The 20,018-nt window shown below is 50.4% G+C and carries 12 protein-coding genes; 5 read left to right on the top strand and 7 right to left on the bottom strand.

Translation table 11 applies throughout. The features are described from left to right. Positions 1-25: 25 nt before the first annotated feature. Positions 26-7,468 carry a cell surface protein SprA gene (gene sprA, locus B5G10_RS03490; RefSeq protein WP_087423368.1) on the bottom strand — a complete coding sequence of 2,481 codons (7,443 nt, stop codon included), beginning with the start codon at positions 7,466-7,468 and terminating at the stop codon, positions 26-28. A gap of 58 nt (positions 7,469-7,526) precedes the next feature. Then, positions 7,527-8,108, bottom strand: coding sequence for a Holliday junction branch migration protein RuvA (gene ruvA / locus B5G10_RS03485; protein WP_087423367.1), 582 nt, complete (start codon positions 8,106-8,108; stop codon positions 7,527-7,529). 396 nt (positions 8,109-8,504) lie between these two features. Between ruvA and B5G10_RS03480 the strand changes: the two genes are divergently transcribed. Genes B5G10_RS03480 through miaA form a run of 3 tightly spaced genes read left to right on the top strand, consistent with a single transcriptional unit; the run spans position 8,505 to position 12,922 of the window. Beyond that, complete coding sequence (locus B5G10_RS03480; protein WP_087423366.1) at positions 8,505-10,682, top strand: S9 family peptidase; 2,178 nt, start codon at positions 8,505-8,507, stop codon at positions 10,680-10,682. Positions 10,683-10,704: 22 nt separating this feature from the next. Beyond that, positions 10,705-12,012 carry a hypothetical protein gene (locus B5G10_RS03475; protein ID WP_087423365.1) on the top strand — a complete coding sequence of 436 codons (1,308 nt, stop codon included), beginning with the start codon at positions 10,705-10,707 and terminating at the stop codon, positions 12,010-12,012. Further along, the gene (miaA, locus tag B5G10_RS03470; protein ID WP_087423364.1) at positions 12,005-12,922 is read left to right on the top strand and encodes a tRNA (adenosine(37)-N6)-dimethylallyltransferase MiaA; all 918 of its coding nucleotides are present in this window, start codon (positions 12,005-12,007) and stop codon (positions 12,920-12,922) included. The genes B5G10_RS03475 and miaA overlap by 8 nt, the downstream gene beginning before the upstream one ends. A 71-nt stretch (positions 12,923-12,993) precedes the next feature. On the opposite strand, the gene B5G10_RS03465 is transcribed toward miaA, so the two are convergent. Continuing rightward, entirely contained in the window at positions 12,994-13,596 is a 603-nt protein-coding gene (locus tag B5G10_RS03465; RefSeq protein WP_143241042.1) for a porin family protein, read from the bottom strand. Between the two features lie 308 nt (positions 13,597-13,904). Between B5G10_RS03465 and B5G10_RS03460 the strand changes: the two genes are divergently transcribed. After that, entirely contained in the window at positions 13,905-15,827 is a 1,923-nt protein-coding gene (locus B5G10_RS03460) for a hypothetical protein (protein WP_206396543.1), read from the top strand. Positions 15,828-15,921: 94 nt separating this feature from the next. On the opposite strand, the gene B5G10_RS03455 is transcribed toward B5G10_RS03460, so the two are convergent. The 3 genes from B5G10_RS03455 to B5G10_RS03445 form a co-directional block, all read right to left on the bottom strand. Next, positions 15,922-16,434: a ferritin-like domain-containing protein gene (locus B5G10_RS03455; RefSeq protein WP_087423362.1), complete on the bottom strand. Its 513-nt coding sequence runs from the start codon at positions 16,432-16,434 to the stop codon at positions 15,922-15,924. A gap of 90 nt (positions 16,435-16,524) precedes the next feature. Continuing rightward, the gene (locus B5G10_RS03450; RefSeq protein ID WP_087423495.1) at positions 16,525-16,866 is read right to left on the bottom strand and encodes a HigA family addiction module antitoxin; all 342 of its coding nucleotides are present in this window, start codon (positions 16,864-16,866) and stop codon (positions 16,525-16,527) included. A 7-nt stretch (positions 16,867-16,873) separates the two neighbouring features. Continuing rightward, positions 16,874-17,188 (bottom strand): type II toxin-antitoxin system RelE/ParE family toxin, encoded by a 315-nt coding sequence (locus B5G10_RS03445; protein WP_087423494.1) that lies wholly within the window; start codon positions 17,186-17,188, stop codon positions 16,874-16,876. A gap of 280 nt (positions 17,189-17,468) precedes the next feature. Between B5G10_RS03445 and B5G10_RS03440 the strand changes: the two genes are divergently transcribed. Continuing rightward, complete coding sequence (locus tag B5G10_RS03440; protein WP_087423361.1) at positions 17,469-18,659, top strand: Gfo/Idh/MocA family oxidoreductase; 1,191 nt, start codon at positions 17,469-17,471, stop codon at positions 18,657-18,659. Between the two features lie 41 nt (positions 18,660-18,700). On the opposite strand, the gene B5G10_RS03435 is transcribed toward B5G10_RS03440, so the two are convergent. Next, complete coding sequence (locus B5G10_RS03435) at positions 18,701-19,852, bottom strand: WG repeat-containing protein (RefSeq protein ID WP_158098765.1); 1,152 nt, start codon at positions 19,850-19,852, stop codon at positions 18,701-18,703. Positions 19,853-20,018 lie beyond the last annotated feature (166 nt).

The following is a 20,018-nucleotide window of genomic DNA, read 5'->3' as shown; positions in this document are numbered from 1 at the left end:
GGTGAAGAGCAAGCATCAAGCCTGCTTATTTCACCAGCGACAAGCGCACCGAGATACCGTAGTTACTGTTGGTTATCGGATAGGATGACGAGGAGACGAGCGGGGTGTTGATTTGGTGGTCGAAGTAGGCCCCTACCGTGATGCGCTTGCTCAACACATAGTTGGCCGTGAACTCAAACATGGTCGAGCGGGTTCCGCTGGTGGCCTGGGTAAAGTTCTGTTCGATGCGGCGAATGAGCGACTGGTTCTTGCGGAAAGAGAAGTCGGCATTGAGCGTCAAATCGTTGCTGACACCGGTTTGCGATCCCCGCAACTTGAGTATGGTATTGAAGTTGGCAATCTTGTAGCCGGCTCCGATGGTAAAGTCGGTCGTTGTGGCTTCGACAATCTGGCCGGCGGCCGAGTTGAGGGTAAGAGTGCGAGTATCGTTGTACTTGATATTGGCCGTCACGTTGTTTTTCAGCGTAACCGACAGGCCAATGAGGGGTGCAAACCGCTCGGTAATCATGACCGACGAGATGTCAAAGGGCGACGAGGGAATAGGATTGCCCGAAAGTTCGTCGCGAATAAAACCGAAGTCGCCATCGGACTCAACCCAGTTGAGGTAGGACGAGAACGAACCTACCGAATAGGTACACTGGTAGGTGTGCGATAAGGTGAATGCCTTGAAGTGTTTCTTGATCAGAGGCACCTGCATGAGGCCGTCGTAGGTAATGCGCCAGTTGGGCAGAATCGAAGCCAGACTGGGGAAAGGCGACAGCCCCACTTTGCGGGCATCGATGCCCGAATAGGCTGCCAGGAAGGCCGGTATCATCACGTCGGCCGAGCTGCGATTTACCCCACCGTTGGCCGCGTCGTAGGGCTGCCCGGCCAAACCGGTCGAGGCGATGAATCCCTTGTTGGGATAGTTGCCCGAGGCATACCGAGCCTCGAGCCGCGAAGCGATTATCTCGCGGTTGCGCAGGAAGTCGTTGAAGGCCTGCGAGGCATAGCCGTCTTTCGACGAACTGCTCTTGAAGGCGGTTTTCAAAGCGATGTGAGTCTTGGTATAGCTTCCGCCTCGCGTGGTAGGCATATCGTCATACATGAACTGCATCTGCGAACTGCGGGTATCGGTGCGGTTGCCCGTGAGGTTTATCTTCAGACCCCGTATGGGCTCGAGGGCTATCTCGAAACTGAACTCCTCGGTGTGCCCGATGACGGCCGGACTTATCTGCGTCGAGTCGCACAACAGCCAGCCCCGGTCTTTGGCCCGATAGACATAGTTCTCATCGGTAAATCCAAAGGCAAAGTCGAGGCCGGGCGACATGGGGCCATAGGAGGTCGATTGCCCAAAGATATCGCCTACATTGGGCGAGAAGAGGGGCAACGAAGTGGTATTGGTCTTGCGGTAGCGCACGCTGGCATTACGCACCATCATGAGCCCGCGCAACGAGTATTCGGCCGCCTCTTTCCAGAAGTTGGGTTTCTCCTTTCCGGGAGTAATCACCACATTGAGCCGCTGGGTTCCTTTGTCGAGAATCATCACGTTGTTGGCATCGATGACTTTGGTGCGCAAAGCTACCCGCTTGCCCTGGTCGTCGCGAGCCACTACCTTCACCTTCTTGTTGTTGAGGTTGTGGCGCAGGGTCACGGTGGTATCCTCGCGCAACAGGATGGTGCGCTCGAACTTGCGTTCTTTCTTCTTCATATTATTCGACCGGTTACTCGACGAGAAACGGCGGTTTATCTTTTGCAGATATTTCGACTTGTTATAGAGTTGCTCGAAGTTGAAGCGCCCGTCGAAGTTGAGTTGCCCCTGGTTGCTGATGGTATTGCCCAACTCGATATCGCTCGAGATTTGCGCACCACGGTCCCAGGTATAGGTGGCGTTGTATTTGGCAGTAAAGGCCAAATAGTCGAGCACCGGTATCTTGCTGAAGGGGGCCGTGTAAGAGGCATTAAACGTCTGGTTATAGTTCCAGGGAGTACCCAGGTTCTTGATGCTGGACATCACGGTATCTTTCCAGGCCTGGTATTCATCGGGGAAGAGCTCCCGATTGACGACACCGGCGGGCTCCTCGATGTGGGCGTTGGTCATCGTCTGCAACGAGAAGTTGAGCGACTTGGTGAGGTTCCAGGTGAGGGAGAGCTGGCGGTCCCACAGGAAATTTTTGCTCACGCTGGTGGGCAAGGCCATACCGCCCGAACCGCTCACGTCGCGTATCTGCTGCTCGTAGTAGTAGCGCGACATGTTGGTGTTGAAGGCTATGTTGCTGGGCAGGTAATTGAGCTCCCACTCTTTGAGAAACTTGAGATGTTTCGAATTACTCTTCAACCCCTTGAAGGGAACCCACGGTTTCACAAAGGGGGTATAGGAGTAGGTGAAGCTGCCTCGGTAGTCGTAGGTATTCTCAAACTCGGTCGTGGGGTCCTGGTTGGACTGCCGGTTGTAGGAGTAGCTTAGCGAGAAGTTACCCGGGTCGTATGGCATGGGATTCTTGCTGCGAATGTCGAACATCACTCCCGAGAGGCTGAGACTCTCGACCGTCGATCGTTCGATCGAGGCATTGTTGATTGAATCGCGCTCGGCTTTGCTGCCCGCATTGCTCAACGCATCCTTGAGGAGAATATCCTGGTCGAGAGGGTTGTACTTGGGCGAGGTGCGCTGCTCGGTGAGCGAGTAGAACAGGGGTGCCTTGAGTTTGATCTTCTCGGGCAGGAACCGACCCAGCTCGACCATGGTGGCAATGTTGTACTGGTAGTAGTCGTCGAGACGGCGCTCGGTGAGGCTCTGATCGATACCACCGAAGCCTACGGTCTCGACATGACCGGCCACGTTGAGCGTGGCGATATCCGACAGGCCCAGGTTCACATTGGCCTTGGCCGCCCAACCGCCCGACTGGTCGAAGTCGGTGAGTCGCATCTCGTTCACCCAGATGGTTATCGACTTGGTGGCATTGGAGTTGTTTCGCACACCAATCATCATGGTGCGCACGTCGCTCAACGAGGGGTTACCCACGATGGTCACCTTGTTCTGGGCCTTGTCGGGGTCATAAATCGAGTAACGGGTCTGATAGGTGACGCCCGAGTTGTCTTGCCGTTTCTTGGCATTGCGCTCCAACTTGAGGTCGGTGAAGACCGACAGCGGGAAGTCGAACATGTTGGACGAGGGCCAAACGGCCTCCTGGTCCTGGGTGTTGTAGGTGCTGTAATTGCCCGGCTCGGTCAACGACAGCGGAATTTCATATTCGTAATAGTTCGACTTGCTGTCCGACCCCAACCGCAGGAATACCGACACATCGCCGTCGCGCAGGTTGGTGACATCGTCGATGAGTTTCTCGGCATGGACAAACATCTGCAACCGCTTGTAGGTGCGCATGTCCATACCGCTGTTTTTATAGACGGCACGCCCCTCGCCCGTAGGCAGGTCGGTCACCTTGAGCGACATGGCCTGCTCGTTGAGCTGGGTAATTTGCGATTGCCCCGGGTCGATGATACGGGTTACCCCCGGGGGCAACACATAGTTCACGGGCACCTGCCCGGCATTCTCCTCAATATTGACTACCGATACGTCCAGATTGCCCTGAGCCGGTGCATTGGCCGTTTGATTGAGTGCGTAGTCGTAGGTACGCCATTCGCCCCGCACCAGTTCGAGAGTGGCAAAGCGCAAATGGGTCTCGACCTCGAAACCGGTCAGGAACATGCGGATGAAGCGGATGGTCTTGAAGTCCTGGATAGAACCCACCTTCTTTTGTGGTTGCGAGAGGGGCACCTTGAACTGGTACCACACGGCCCGACCCTCCTGCCCGTTGCGCAGGGGTACGGTCGTCTCGCGCTTGTCGGTAATGTAGTTTTTACCCACGACCAGACTGTCGGGGTTGAGCGATATGCGGTATTGGTAGTAACGCTCATACTCGTTGAGGGTATTGTCTTGGTTGATATCCTCGACATCGGGCACGCTCTTGGACGACTGGTAATAGGAATCCTCTACCTCCTCGGTCGAACGCGAGTTGCCCTCGATACCGTTGTAGTGCTTGTATCGGGCAAGAATCGAAGTTTGTGCATCGTCGTAGTCGTGACCGCGATAAAAATGGTAATTGTCGCCAGCGGGATCGTTGAAGGGCGAGAACTGGTCTTGCCGCATGGCCTCGACCACGGCCGGCGAGAGTTTGGCCTCGAGTTTGGCCAGATAATCTTTGTAAGAAGAGAAGCCATACTCCTCGTCGTTGGAGAGACCGTCGAGACCTACATCCTGCATGGCCCGAGCCCCGGTCGTGTTGTCGAAGGCATAGGTGAGTGACTGACGTTTGGAGACTTTACCCCAAGCCGTCGTGGCAATTTGAGTAGTATCACCATCGATGGGCAAACCGTTTTCGAATGATTTCATACCATCCTTGAGAATATCCTCAGAGACCTCACCCAAGTTGAAATAGAGGTCCCCCCCCTTGTGGTTGGTCTGGGTCTCGTCGAGGAAGGGATCCATGAGCCAGAACTGAATATACTCGATATTGGACGATTCGAAGTCGGTATAGTCCATCTTGCGCATGATACCGCCCCAACGTTTCGAGGGGTTGAGCAACTGGCCCTGCTCGTCGAGGTTGTCGGCATCGAGGTTGTAGGGGCCACGCTCCTGCGGATAATACGACAGGTTGAGGGTTTGCAGTGTGGTGGATTCGCCATAGTTAATCTCCTTATTGGGGAAAATCTCGCGCACGCTCACCTCACGCACGTAGGGGTTGGAGAGCTGGTCCAAATCGTTTTTCAGGTGCGAGGGTATGAGGGTGGAGTTCTTCTGCGTGAACATGCGGTCGATATAATACCACGAGAGTAAAGCCCGGTTTTGCCCGTAGCGCACGTCGTTGGAGTAGCGCGACTCGGGGAACAGGGCATCGGACGAAGTATCGTAAGGGGTCGAAGCCAGAGTCCAGGAATAGGGAGACTTGAGGTCGAGACCTGTTTGAGTCGATTCGAAATCGTCGATATAGGAGGTTCCTTGCGAACTACCGGTCTTGGATTGATGGGGAACGAGTTGGGCAAACTCGGCCGTAAGGGCCAGGGTCGAGGGGGCCGTGGCATTGACGGTGGGTATTTTGTTCAACCAATTGGTGAGCCACTGGAAACTGGTGTTGTAGGAGAGGTTCACACCCCACAGAGTATTGTTGAGCACCTCGTCGCCCATGCTCACCTTCTCGGTCAAGGGCTTCTCGGAGAGGTGCATGATGGTGGCCCCTATGTTGAAGTCTTTGGAGAAGGCGTAATTCAGATCTAGCCCTAGCATGGTCTTGCGCTGCATGTTGAACATCGACTGGTTCTCGAGCGAAACGCTGATGGGGGTACCAGACTCGATGATACTCTGGTTCAAGATGGTAACGACACCCATTGCATAATCGACGATATAGTCGGAGTTCTCGACCAGGGTCATACCGCCGGCGGTCACGACTACCGACCCCCGCGGCACATTCATGGCGTTGAGGCTGATCTCGGCTCCCGACGAGGCCTTGTATTCGCCGGTCATGATGAATTTGTTCTTCTCGGATACCTGCTGGGCCACCGTGAGGGTCGAGTCGTACAACTCTTGATAGACATACCTCTCGGCAATAGCCGCATTGCCTATCTGCTCGGCCAGGTGACTGCCGAAGGGCTCGATGACCGGGAAGATGATGCGACCGTTTGACGACTGGATGGTATAGCCCTCGATGTAGTCGAAGATACCATCGGAATACTCGGTATCGTTGGCATCCAAGCGGTCGAGATTCATCACCTGTAACAGGGTCTTATCGGCGATATTCCCCTCGGGGATATTGTTGACGGCCACACCGGTAGAGTCGCTCTGATATTTGATATAGAGCCGGAACTTATCTTTCTGTACCTGGTAGGCTCCGAGCGAATAGACGTTTTTCATCATGAGGTCCCAGATAGGGAGCGAGGTCGATATGGTCGAGCTTTTCAGCATCTTCAGGTAGAGGCACTGGTCGGTATCGGTCACATCGCCCGAAAACTCACCCACTTGATAAACCTGCCCGTTGTAGGTGTATTCATAGGCTACGGCCAGCATCTCGTCGGCGTTGAGTTTGCTCTTGAGCGAGATATAGCCCAGCTGCTCGTTCAGGGTATATTCCGACGAGGAGAGTTTGCGGGCGCTCTCAATCTTTACATAGTCCTGCCCACCCTCGATACCGTAGGCCGAGAGGGGCTCCAGCGCCTGGGTCACCAAATTGATGTTGCGGGCATCGGGGTAACCGTTTTTAATTTCGGAGTAGAGCGAGTTGGAGTTGTTCATGGGATTGGGCTGCGCCGTAGTCGATATCCAGTGCTGGTTACCAATGTGGGTATTCTCGGCCAGGTCCATGAATCCCACGATATTACGGGACTCCTCATAGGTGCCTTGCTTGTTGGTAATCCACACCTCGATGCGGTTGATGCTTACACCCGACGAAACATAGGGCAACTTGGAGGCAAACTTGTCGTAATTGTCGCGGAAGAAGTGAGCCAAAAAGAAGTGACGGTTCTCGTCATAGGCATCGGCACGGATTTCGAAAGGGGTGGTTTGAGCACCACCGCTGGCATTGACGGTCTTTGACTCGGACTGTTGTTGCGAAATAAGGGCCGTGGCCGTGAGTTTGCCAAACTGCATGGTCGTCTTGATACCAAAGAGAGCCGTGCTGCCTCGTATCAGCGACGATCCGGTGGTCATACTCACGTTACCGGCCTCGATGTTCTTGATAATCTCGTCCTCCTTGCCCTGGTATTGCAACTTGAGGTTCTTGGAGTCGAAGTCGAAGGTAGCATCGGTGTTGTAGTTCATGTTGAACGACATCTTGTCGCCTACCTTGGCTGTGACCGAAGCCTGTATCTTTTCGTCAAAATCGAAATAGGTCTTTTTACGGGAGCTCATCGGCAGAGCCGGGTTGTCGAGCTTGTTGTATTTCAATCCCATATTCAACTCGATAGAACCTTGCGTGGTCAACTGCACGCCACCCGGACCAAAGACTTTTTCGAGAGGTCCGAGCGAAAAATTCATATCAAGGAAGTTGAACTCCGACTTGCTGTTCTCGGCAAAATTCTGAGCGTTACGCTCCCGGTAGTATTGCTGCATCGACTTGCGCAGGGTGTAGTCGTTGTACTCGTCGGCCGAGAGCATGAAAGGAGTAGTTACATCGACTCCCGCTACCCGGGTGTGGATTACGTAGCAATTGGTCTCGGGGTCATACTCGACCTCGGTTTTCAGGTTCGAGGGTTTTTTCAAATCGACCGGAGCTTTCTGATCGATTTCGTCATACGACTCGGGAACTGTCTTGGCTACGGGGAAACGCATCTCAATGGAATCGGATGCCGGCTGCCCGGACTGGCTATTCTGTGTTGCCTGTACGGTATTGCGGGGGGGATTCTGCGGATCGGCCACCTGCAAAGCGGCAAAAGCGGAATAGGCACCTAATCCGCTTACAGCCAATGCAATTATCGTTCCAATCCTTATCCGTTTTCTCATTCGATACTCCTGCACATAATCCCACACACCACTCGGACAAAAGGGTGCCGCGTCGGTATCAGAGCATTTTCAGAGCCTGTTTGATGACCTCTTCGACCCGCATCGAAGGGGTTTCACGCAGCAGTTTCTGAACTGCCTTTTGCGACTGAGGCTGTGAAAATCCAAGCATCACCAACGCAGCCACGGCTTCCTCGTAAACCTCGGAGGCTGCGGGCGTACTTATTACTAACGGATTGTCGGTAGGTTTTATTTTATCTTTCAAGTCAACAATTACACGCTGGGCCGTTTTCGCTCCAATCCCCTTGACCGATTTCAACAGATTAAGGTTTTCGGAGGCAATGGCTTGCTCCAGTTCGGCAGGATTGAGCGACGACAAAATCATACGTGCCGTATTGGGCCCTACCCCCGAAACCGAGATGAGCGCTATAAACAACTCTCGCTCGTGACGGTCGCCAAATCCATAGAGTTGATAGGCATCCTCGCGAATGGCCTCATAGACATAGAGCCGGGCCGACTTGCCCTTGCCCAGGCTTGAATAGGTATTGAGCGAGATATTGAGCAAATAACCTATGCCCATGCACTCGATTACTGCGGTGGCTGGGGTGAGTTCGACTACCTCGCCGGTAATATATTCGATCATAATTTCCTCTTTTTGCAACTTGTTTTTCGGTGCGAGACAACCTCCAGGGTTCCACAATCGAGATTTATTATCTCTGACTCGACATGCGCCACCCTACTCTCACGCCTTATACGATGCAAACTTAGCAATTTATCGGGAATCGGGGAAATCTGATTGCAGCAAATCTTTTACCCCGGAATTCACTACCTTCCCTACCTCCTACAAAAAAGGGAACAAAAAGCCGTGTAGTGAAACAAATAGGAGATGAAATTTGTTAATCTTTATAGATATACTTTTCTTTATTGTATTTTTTCTACTTTTGTAATGGAAAAAGACAGACTGCCCTCGACCGCCCCAAAAGGCTGAAAGAGGAGAAGATGTTGAAAACTGAATCATGAATTTATCACCTTTCGCACAATGAAAAAAATAACCTTTACCCTCTTGTGTGCCATCGCACTGTTTGTGCTTCCGGCCAATGCTTTTACGTTGGAAGATATCACATCAGAAAAATTCCGTCCTCAAGATGTAGCCGAGACTTACCCTTCGACCGACGGAGTCCACTACTATGCTGCCACAAACGGCAATACCCGCATCGTCAAATGTGAGTATCGCACCGGGCATGAAGTCGATACGCTATTCGACGTGAAGACGGCCCGGGAATGTGACCTGAAAAGTTTCGACGGATTCTCGCTTAGCCCCGATGAAAAGCATCTGCTTATCTATGCCGACTCGGAACCGATTTACCGCCGTTCGTTCAAAGCTACCTATTACACCTTTGAAATACGTCGTAATCTGCTGAAACCTCTCTCGGAGGGGGGAAAACAACAGGTGGCTGTATATTCGCCAAACGGCCGCATGGTTGCCTTTGTAAGAGACAACAACATCTATGTCAAGAAACTCGACTACGGGACAGAAGTGGCGGTAACTCGCGACGGAGAACGGAACAAGATTATCAACGGTGTTCCCGATTGGGTATATGAGGAGGAGTTTGCCACGACCTCGACCCTGCAGTGGTCGCCCAATGACGAGACTCTGGCTTTTGTAAAATTCGATGAGAGCCAGGTGCCCATGTACTCTTTCCAACTTTATGAAGGCTATTGCCCGAGCTATCCCGAATACAGATTCTACCCGGGTAGCTTCTCGTATAAATATCCGGTAGCCGGTGAGACTAACGCACGAGTATCGGTCTATACCTATACCGTCGATACCCGTGCCTTGAAAGAGATGAAACTACCAGTCTCGGCCGACAGCTATATACCAAGAATCCAATTCACACCCGCCCCCAATCGATTGGCAGTCGTCACTCTCAACCGCACTCAAAACGTGATGGATATCTATGCCGTCAACCCGAAATCGGGCATATCGAAACTGCTGTTGCGCGAAACCGATAAAGCCTGGATCGATGAACCCATACTCGACAACCTCGCTTTCTACAACGACTTCTTCGTCATGGCCAGTTGCCGCAGTGGCTACCAGCACCTTTATCGCTACAACTATAATGGTACACTGGCTCGGCAAATCACCCGAGGGGAATGGAATGTGTCGAAATTCCTAGGCTACGATGCCAACAGCGGATCTTATTTCTACGAGTCAAATCAAGAGGGGCCTCTTTACAAGGCCATCTATAAAATCAATGCGAAAGGTGTCGAAACCAAGCTGTCGGCTCAAACCGGTACCAATAGTGCCGAGTTCAACCCCTCGTGCACTTACTTCATCAACCGATACAGCAGCAGTAACGAACCCCTCGTCGTAACCGTGTGCGATGCCCGAGGCAAAACCTTGCGCACACTCGAAGACAATGCGGCTCTCAAAACTTTTGCCGCACAGAGCAATCTACCTAAAAAAGAGTTCTTTACTTGCCCCAATAACGCTGGAGAGCAGATGAACGGATATATTCTGAAACCGGCCAACTTCGACCCGTCGAAACGCTACCCGGTAGTGATGTCGCAATACAGCGGCCCCGGATCGCAATCGGTCTTGGACGACTGGAAAGTAGATTGGGAGTACTACCTGGCCAACCAGGGATTTATCGTAGCTTGTGTCGATGGCCGTGGTACCGGCGGACGTAGTCGGGCTTATGAAACGGCCGTGTATATGCAATTGGGCAAATTTGAAACCGAAGACCAGGTAGCCGGCGCCGAATATATGCGCACCCTTCCCTATGTGGATGGGAACCGCATAGGTATATATGGATGGAGCTACGGCGGCTACGAGACTCTGATGGCCATGTCCACCGGCAACGGTATTTATCGCGCAGGTGTCGCCATTGCCCCGGTAACCGATTGGCGCTACTATGACACCATTTACGCTGAGCGATTCATGCGTACGCCCCAAGAAAACGGAGACGGCTACCGCCTGTCAGCCCCCATCACCCATGCAGCCAAACTAAAAGGCAGCTTGCTCATTGTCTCGGGAACAGCCGACGACAATGTACACTACCTCAATACATTGCAATATTCATCTGCTCTGGTTGAAGCCGGTATCCAGTTCGATTCCCAAATTTACACCAACAAAGATCACCACATACGAGGTTGCAATACTCGTCTTCACCTCTATACTCGAGTATGCAACTTCTTTACCGACAAACTGAAATAACAAGTCTGTAAAGCACCTTTCCATGAAAAAGAAAAGAAGACATAAACTGAGTTGGACCAATATCTACTCACTGGGACTGTTACCCGCTATTATTATGTGGGGACTCTCACCAGTCCTCAATGAGCGAACAATTATCATTGTCTCGATAATTATCGGTATTATCTGGATCTTCTACTCCTTCTTTTCTACACGCTTGTTCAGAGGTTGCGGAACCATCGGGTGGATTACAGGATGGGCTTTGTTGTTGAGTGGTCTATTATGCGGGTTGTTACTCTTGTGGAATGTCTCCATTCCCATGATTCTTTTTGAAGCCCCTTGCATCGCTCTTCTAGCCTATCTATTCAGACATCGCAACATACAACCTCCATTCTGCCATCAGTGCATACTCCAAAGAGGAGGAATACGGGAGCGACATATTTTAGGAGATTTTAGCCGCTATGAGGCTTATTATACAATACGAATAATTCTGATTGGGGCCATATTGGTTGCTATACTCTCATGGATCCTATTTTTCAAAGGTATAGATATATATAATCGAACCGGCACCTATTTTTATTTCTACTTCCCTCTAGGACTAAGCATTGCAATTGTTATATTTGAGGTATCACGCCGATGGCTTATCCAAAATATTATAGACAGCCACGAAAAGAAAAGTAAACATTTTCTTAATCAAGAAAATGACAACTCAAAAAACGTTTTTTTCTCTGTAATTCGTATCATGATTATAGCCCAAGAGAAAATATTCCTTATTGAAAATTATGGCGATAAAAATGAACTAGATAGCGGGACAGGACTTGATGTCCCCATACACCGTTATTTCTACCAATTCTTGACTCGAGAGAGTGAATTCAAAAAGGCTCTACAAATCGTACAAGAAGAGTTACAAATCGACAAACCAGAGTTGCGGTGTCTAAGCACAGCGATATCCTATGAATCAAACAGAAGAGTCGGTCATTACATTCTATTTCTCGACGACAAAAATCTACTAAAAATCAATCGATACCCTGGACGTTGGTACACGACCAAAGAGATTGTCCGGCTCTTTCGCATCGGTCGGTTATACCCTCTCTTCAAAGAAAATTACGCCCGATTCCACACAATCGTGCGCACAGCTCTCACCTATTATCCCAATGGAAGAAGGAGGTATTCCATACCCGGTTACAAGCCAGCGTTCACTCTGCGACATATCGATTTAATGAATATCGAGTTCGACGATCCTATATGGCTCTATGTAAGTCGTCACAACGAAGATCGCCTATCATATCGCATAGACCGGTGGCTTCAAAAAATATTCAGTAAACATCATTCTTCAAACTGTTGCGATGCTTGACCTAATTACCATATTGGGCCCGACCGCCTCGGGAAAAACCTCCTTGGCTGTAGCTTTAGCCCATCACCTTGACACCGAAATCATCAGTGCCGACTCTCGCCAAATATACCGATCGATGGATATCGGTACCGGGAAAGATCTCTCGGAATACACCATTGCCGGTAAAACGATACCTTATCACCTCATCGACATCTGCCCCCCCGGATATAAATATAACCTATTTGAATACATCAGGGACTATCATAAAGCCTATGACGAGATTGTCGCCCGTGGAAAAACACCAATTCTCTGCGGAGGAACCGGTCTATACATCGAAGCCGTACTCAAGGGATACTCCCTGCCGCCTGTTCCCGAAAACAAGCCTCTACGCGAATCTCTGGCCAACAAGTCATTACCCGAATTAGAGGCAATTCTCAAAACCTACAAAACCCTGCATAACCAAACCGATACCGATACCTGCAAACGAGCCATACGAGCTATCGAGATTGCCGAATATTACTCTCGGCAGGAACCATCCATATTGATTCCCCACCCGGTAGAAAACGCTCTTATCATTGGAGTAAACATCGATCGGGAAAGCCGTCGTGCCCGCATCACGCAACGATTGCACGACCGACTCGACCAAGGCATGGTGGCCGAAGTACAAGGCTTGCTCGACCAAGGTATCGACCCCGAGGCTCTCATTTATTATGGGCTGGAATACAAATACATTACCGAATACCTCATCGGTCGCACCACATACGACCAAATGGTCTCGCTTCTCAAGATAGCCATTCACCAGTTTGCCAAACGGCAAATGACCTGGTTCCGAGGCATGGAACGCCGAGGGTTCTCAATCTTCTGGCTCGATGCCTTCCTACCCCTGTCCGAAAAGTTAGCACGTATCGACGAAGAGATAGCCAAACGATAATCGGCACCTGACAAACAAAAAGGAGGAAGAACCTTATGCTCTTCCTCCTTTTTGTTATATATTTTAGACCCTTAAAAATCAAACTTATATCCCAGTGAGAGCATAAACATGGTATTCTTGCCATCTTCATTCTCATAGATATTGGTTAAGCCAAAGTTATAGCGGGCATCTATCGTCATTCCAAAATCGAACTCATAGCCCAAACCCAAGGCAATAGCAAAATCAAAGACGTTGGCTTTGCTGTCATAACCATACTGTTTAAGGTCGTTAGACGAAATCTCCTCATCGCCTACCTTCAATTTATATTCATCGTCAACACAGAATCCAAATTGGGGCCCCACCTGCACATTCAAGCCTCGCCATGGATAGACTTTCAACAATACCGGAATATTGAGATAGTGGGAAGTATAGCTCGATTTCAATGTTTTCCGGGCAATAGTCACATCATCAAATGCAGTACCCTGCATCGAATAGAGAAACTCGGGCTGAATCGCAAACAGATTATTGATGCGATAATTACCAAAGATACCCACGTTTACACCGGCTCGATAGTTGGTACCGTCACCGGTTACCGAACTTACATTGAGCCCCACTTTCGGACCCATAGACAACTGGGCAAAAGCTCCGCCTACACACATCACGACGGCAAAAGCCGCCAACAAAATCTTTTTCATAGCTTTCAATCATTTGTTATACCCGGTTCTCCAAAGGGTATTTTTATTTTTCTCTGCGGGGGAGAACTACGGCCAACCCCCCAAAAAGAGTCCACCGCCTCGCATACGAAACAGGAACAAATATAATGATTAAAAAATCGATTCCCGAAACATTTCATCATATTTTTTATTCCTTTTTTTAAAAAGCGATCCAGACGGTCCTCGTACCCAAGCCGACAAAATTCCCCATACACACATTGTATCATCACGCCAAAAAAAGACGACTCTTCTCTGTTTTCTTTGCATCAAACTAAAAAACAAGACCAACTATGGCAAATCATTCGTACAAAGTCCCAACGATGGGGAAAAAGAGTCGCTCCAAGGCCAATGCCGAAATCAAACGGGACGACTATCCCATCCTGCTGCAAGCGCAAAAGGCTTGGGAAGAGATAGAGCATTTCAGACTCAAACGAAAACGAAACCGCGACTACACCTACGGGAAACAGTGGAACGACCTGATAAAACTTCCCGATGGCCGGGTAATGAGTGAAGAGGAGTATATCCGACAGCAAGGCAAAGTGCCGTTGAAAAACAATCTCATCCGTCAAATGGTCAAGGCTGTGCTGGGTCAATTCCGAAGTAATCAGACTCAACCCGTGTGCGTGGCCCGCGACCGGCAAGAGCAGAATCTGGGCGAACTCATGAGTGCGGCTGTGCAATATGCCTACCAGCACAACCGGCTGCAAGAGCTCGACAGCCGCACCCTCGAAGAGTTTCTCATCTCGGGCATCTGCTTCCAGAAGATAGGCTACGGCTATCGTCGGGGAAAGACCGATGTATGGATCGACGAGATTAATCCCAACCGCATATTCTTCAATGCCATGGAGGATAGTCGCCATTGGGACTGCACCCTCATTGGCGAACTGCACGACATGACCATCGCCGAGGTTATATCGCGATTCTCGTTCGGGTCGCGACAACGAGCCGTCCAGCTACGCAATATCTACTCCGAAGCCAGCAACGAATCGGTGCGTCACAACTTCGAAAACCTCACAGCCCGAGCTATCGACCGACTCGACTTCTTCATGCCATCGGTCCCCGACATGTGCCGCGTGATCGAAGTGTGGAAACTCGAGAGCCGCGAGGTAATCAACTGTCACGACTTCGCCTCGGGCGAATACTACAGTCTGCCCACCTCCGAAGCCTCATCCATCGAAAAAGAAAATAAAGCCCGCAAGGAATCGGCCCGACAAATGGGTAGGACAGAAGAATCGGTACCTCTTATCGAAACCGAGTGGGGCGTAACCCAAACCTGGCGTTACCGATTCTTCTCGCCGCTGGGCGATCTGCTCGACGAAGGCGAAACTCCCTACTGGCACGGCGAACACCCCTATGTGTTCAAACTCTATCCCCTCATCGACGGCGAAGTACATGCCTTTGTCGAGGATGTCATCGACCAGCAGCGCTATATCAACCGCCTCATCACCATGATCGACTTTATCATGGGGTCGAGCGCCAAGGGCGTTCTGCTCTTCCCCGAAGACCAAATCCCCGACGGCATGACGATCGAGGAGATTGCCGACGAATGGACCAAATACAACGGCATCATCCTCTTCAGGCCACGCCCCGGCTCACCCATGCCCCAGCAGATTGCCGTCAATGCCACCCAGGTGGGAGCCTATGAAATGCTCTCGCTGCAAATGCGACTGTTCGAAGATATCTCGGGAGTCCACGGCGCCATGCAAGGGAAAGCAGCCCCAAGCGGCACCCCCTCGTCGCTCTACACCCAACAGATACAATACTCCTCGGCCAATCTGCTCGACCTCTTCGAGTCGTTCAAGACATTCCGCGAAGATCGCGATATCAAAATCATGAAAACGATCCAGCAGTTCTACACCGATGCCCGCTACCAAACCATCGTAGGGAATAGCCTGGGCAAAGATGCCTCGACCTACACCCCCGAAGAGGTGCGCAATACCGAGTTCGACCTCTCCATTGCCGAAGCCCTCTCGACCCCGGCCCTGCGCATGGCCTCAAACGAGTTTCTCATGGAGCTGTTCCGCAGCGGAAAAATTTCGCTCGAAATGTTGCTGGAAAACGGAGCCTTCCCCTTTGCCGACAAACTGTTGCAATCGATTCGGCAAAGCCAGCTCGAACAGATGCAGGCAGCCGCCGAGGCCAACAATATGGCCAACACCACGGCTCCGAGCGGCAGCAACCTGCCTCCCATACAAGAATACACGCAAGGATAGTCGAAACGAAACAAATTCTACACAACACAAAGGCAGAGTCCCCAATCCGGGGATTCTGCCTTTGTTCTTCTAACCTTAAAAATAAACCAAAAATCTATTTCTCAGACACATACAACTTCATATGTGCAATATCGTCGAGATAGTCCTGCAAATCCTGTTCGTGATCTTCCTCCTCGGCCAGGATATGCTTGGCCATATCACACGTCGTGAAATCCTTACCATCGGTCAAGGTCGCAATCGTTTGGTAGCGCAATATGGCGCAACGCTCGGCTGCCACATTCTGTTTCAACACCTTGACAACATCGGTATCGGTAGGCGCAGTATAGGGACACTTGGCCAACTCGAACCACTGCTTGGGGTCGAGCACCGGCATCCCCTCGAGTTCGACAATGCGGTCAGCCAACAACTTGGCATGTTCAAACTCCTCCAAAGCGTGTTCCTGAAACTCGCGTTGCACATCGCCCCGCATCGCTCCCTTCACCACCAAGGCACCAACCCAGTATTGATAAAATGCCAACCACTCCTCCGACAGAGCCGCGTTCAACTCAGCGAGGACCTCTACCACATCAATCTTTCCTTTCAAAATAGCGACACTTTCTTTTGCCATAGTTCTTCTTTTTTTAGATTAAACTCCACCTATAACAATCGACTGTCGCCATTAGTTCACGGCCACTATCTCAATAGAAAGGTCTAAAATCTAAAGAATCGCAGCGACCTCACGAACCTGGGCCAACCTCTTCATAAACGATTTATCTTTTTTGGTCGCCTGCATATTATATTTTAGCTGCAACTGCATCAATGGCTCGGCATCCACCCCCAATGCGGCCTCAAACAATAAAGCAGTTTTCTCTGTCAGCGGACGATGGGCATTGAGAATCTCGTTCAAGACCGAATACTGCATCCCCATTTGTGAAGCCAATTTACGTTGTGAAATCCCTCTGTACTCAATCTCTTCCTTTAATATTTCACCCGGATGAGTAGGATAGGCAGGAATCAATTTATTCGCACACATTTCAATATTATTCTTTTCAGTATTCATAATCATCCTATTCATAGTGGTTCGACAAATCAGTTATACAACATATGGTTGCAATAGTTTCTCCATCTTTGGTAAATTCTTCAAATTCTATTCGATATTGGTCATTAACCCGCACCGATGAAAGACCCGCTTTATCTCCTTTCAATCGTTCATATCTCAACGAATTATACGTCGATAGAGACAGTACATCGGGCAACTCTATCATCAAGGCAATTACACGTATATACTTACGAATAACATGAGGTTGATAGCGATGCTTCTTATCCGATTTCCCTTCGGTATATAATCGTTTCAAATACTCTTCCTTAAAATTAACTTCCATCATCATCATTTTACAACAACAAAGATACAATAGTTTTCGGAAAATTCGCAAAAAAAGCGAATATATATTATATAAAGGATCTCTAACGGGAGCTCCCCACTATTCTCTTACTTTTTAGTTTCGACACAAGAACAGAAGAACAAACCTATGTTAAAAACTTCATTTCTCATTTGTCTCTACACTCTTCTTTTCGTATCTTTGAAAAAGATAGGATAAAGTTTGTCCATGATGAACTTATCCTTTGTAAAGAATTCACACACATACGCAATTTTATCGTGCCATGAAAAAGATACGCACTGTCGTTATCGGTGCCGGTTATCGAGGACGGTACCTGATATCTCTACTGCAACATATCGCAGTATTCGAAATCGTAGGCGTGAGCGACCTGTCGCCCCGTCTGCCCGCGACCCTCGCCACGCTTTTTACCGAACAACCTATTCCTCCGGTTTACAATACGGGAGCCGACGACTATCGTCGCATGCTCGACGAGCAGCACCCCGATCTCACGATTGTCGCTTCGCCCTGGCATCTGCACAAAGCACAGGCGCTCTATGCACTACAAGCGGGCAGCCATGTGGCCCTGGAGGTCAAAGGGGCTCTCACGGCCGATGAATACCCCGAACTCATCCGACAAAGCCAACAATGCGGCCGACAGGTATTTCCTCTCGAAAATACCCTGTTCATGGACGACATACTGGCCATCTACAACATGGTGCAGGCGGGACTGTTCGGTCAACTGGTATTCCTGCAAGGCGGCTACCGGCACGACCTCACCCACATACTCATCGACGAAGAGGGAAACTTCGGGGCTCACAACGGCACCGAGGCCGAGTGGCGATCGCACTACTACGAGACCCAAAACGGCGATCTCTACCCCACCCACGGACTGGCCCCCCTCTGTCTTTTCCTCGGCATAAACCGCACCGACCACATCAAAAGCATCACCTCATTTGCCACTACCCCGGGACTGGGGCTACGCTCCTGCATCGCCCGGCGAAAAGGCATCAACCCCGACCAGATAAATCGCACCTTCGAGATGGGCGACGTAGTCACCTCGATTCTACAAGCCGAGTCGGGAGCACAAATCACTCTGCTGCACGACACCACCCTGCCCCGCCCCCGCTCACTCAACTACGAAGTGGAGGGAACCGGCGGAGTCTGGAATGCCGACAAGCACTCTGTTTACATCGAAGGGAAGAGCCCGGCCGAAGAGTGGGAGCCCGAGAACGGCTACATAGCCCGGTACAAACACCGGTACTGGCAGCAATGGGAATCCGAAGCCCTTCGATATGATGCCCATCACCAAGGCATGGACTACATCATGCTACGGGTGTTGGGCGAAGCGCTGCTCGGTCGCGAAACCTACCCGGCTACTCTCATCGACATGGCTATCTGGGCAGCTGTATCGCCCTACTCCAAAGAGTCGATACGACAACAGCGCACCCTGCCCTTCCCCCGGTATGACCAGTAGAACGACCGCCTCCAGTCCGAGGCGATCGTTCCCATCCCTATTTATCGAGTAGTCGCTATCTCTTTAGCGACTACATTCCCGTGAGTATCCAACAAATGCTTGTCGTGGCGAGCGTCTTCCACCTCAAACAGGGTGGGCGACAACATGGCGACATTCAGATAAATAGCCGGGGTAATAGGCTGCCCTGTGATACTGTTCATGATGCCATACATCAAGGAGACCTCATAAATCAAGTAATTGGAATGGGCATAAAGCACCTCACCACTCTCGGAGTAACCAACCGGATAATCCAGTAAAATGGACTCGTCATACATAAAAGGTTGCACAACATGGCCATCGAAATCGACTTGCCACTTCTTCCCGTCTTTGGCCAAGATGATGCCCGTGCCCTCGTCGGCAAGATCGATATGATCATATTCGGCTGGATAAACGAGGCGACCCGAGGGATCAAGCAAGCCATATTTACAATCGTTGATGACAATGCGGTACCCAGTGCAATGCGGAGTCCAAACCTGGTCATACGCCGGTGTCACTACCCAACGGCCCGTTGTATCGATAAGGCCACAACGTCCTTTCGAGTCGGTCATGGTACAATAGCCGTTGCGGAAGAGGTAGTCTATGTCTTGGTCTCGTGATGCGACATAGTCATACTGAAAAGGTATAACCACCTCGTTACGGGCATTGATAAAGCCGATTTTTCCATTAGAGACAACCGCCCCCAATCCTTCGGAAAATACCCAGGCCTTTTGATACTGAGGCTCGATAATCATATCGCCGGTATTGATACTGATAAAGCCTCTCTTTCCTGCACGGGCAATAACGGCCAACGTATCTCTTTCGGGAGGTACCGATACCCAGTTGAGCTTAGGGGTAGTGTATCGGCCTGTTAACTGGTTATATACCCGATAGGTGTCGTCCCGGAAGAGGTGAACAACCACGGCTTCCGATATCTGGTCGTCGCCCCAATGAGTTCGCCCGAAAGAATCGTCATACATGATATATCCGACAAGCGTTGCAAACCCTATACCGATCAAGAGAAAAGCAGTTGCTATCGAGAAGCGCACCCATCGAGAGCACCGTCTCCACCACCGTTTCAACACACTCCACGCCCAACGTCCCATAACGACAAGCGATGTACACAACAAGGCTACTACTCCCAGCAGAGCCTGAAAAATCCGAGTCAACCATTTCATAGTCGTTCTACAATTATTACTTGATACATTTGATTGTTTCACAATAAGAGTAAAGCCCATGGCACGTTCTATCATGGCGCAAAAAAAAATCTGCCTGTGATCACCCAACAGGCAGATTCATCAAAAAATTCGCATCATGCATTATCCGGTAGAGCTATCCCCCAGA

It is taken from the genome of Barnesiella sp. An55 (genome assembly GCF_002161555.1).
Lineage (GTDB): Bacteria > Bacteroidota > Bacteroidia > Bacteroidales > Barnesiellaceae > Barnesiella > Barnesiella merdipullorum.
This window is presented reverse-complemented; position numbering and strand designations above follow the sequence as displayed.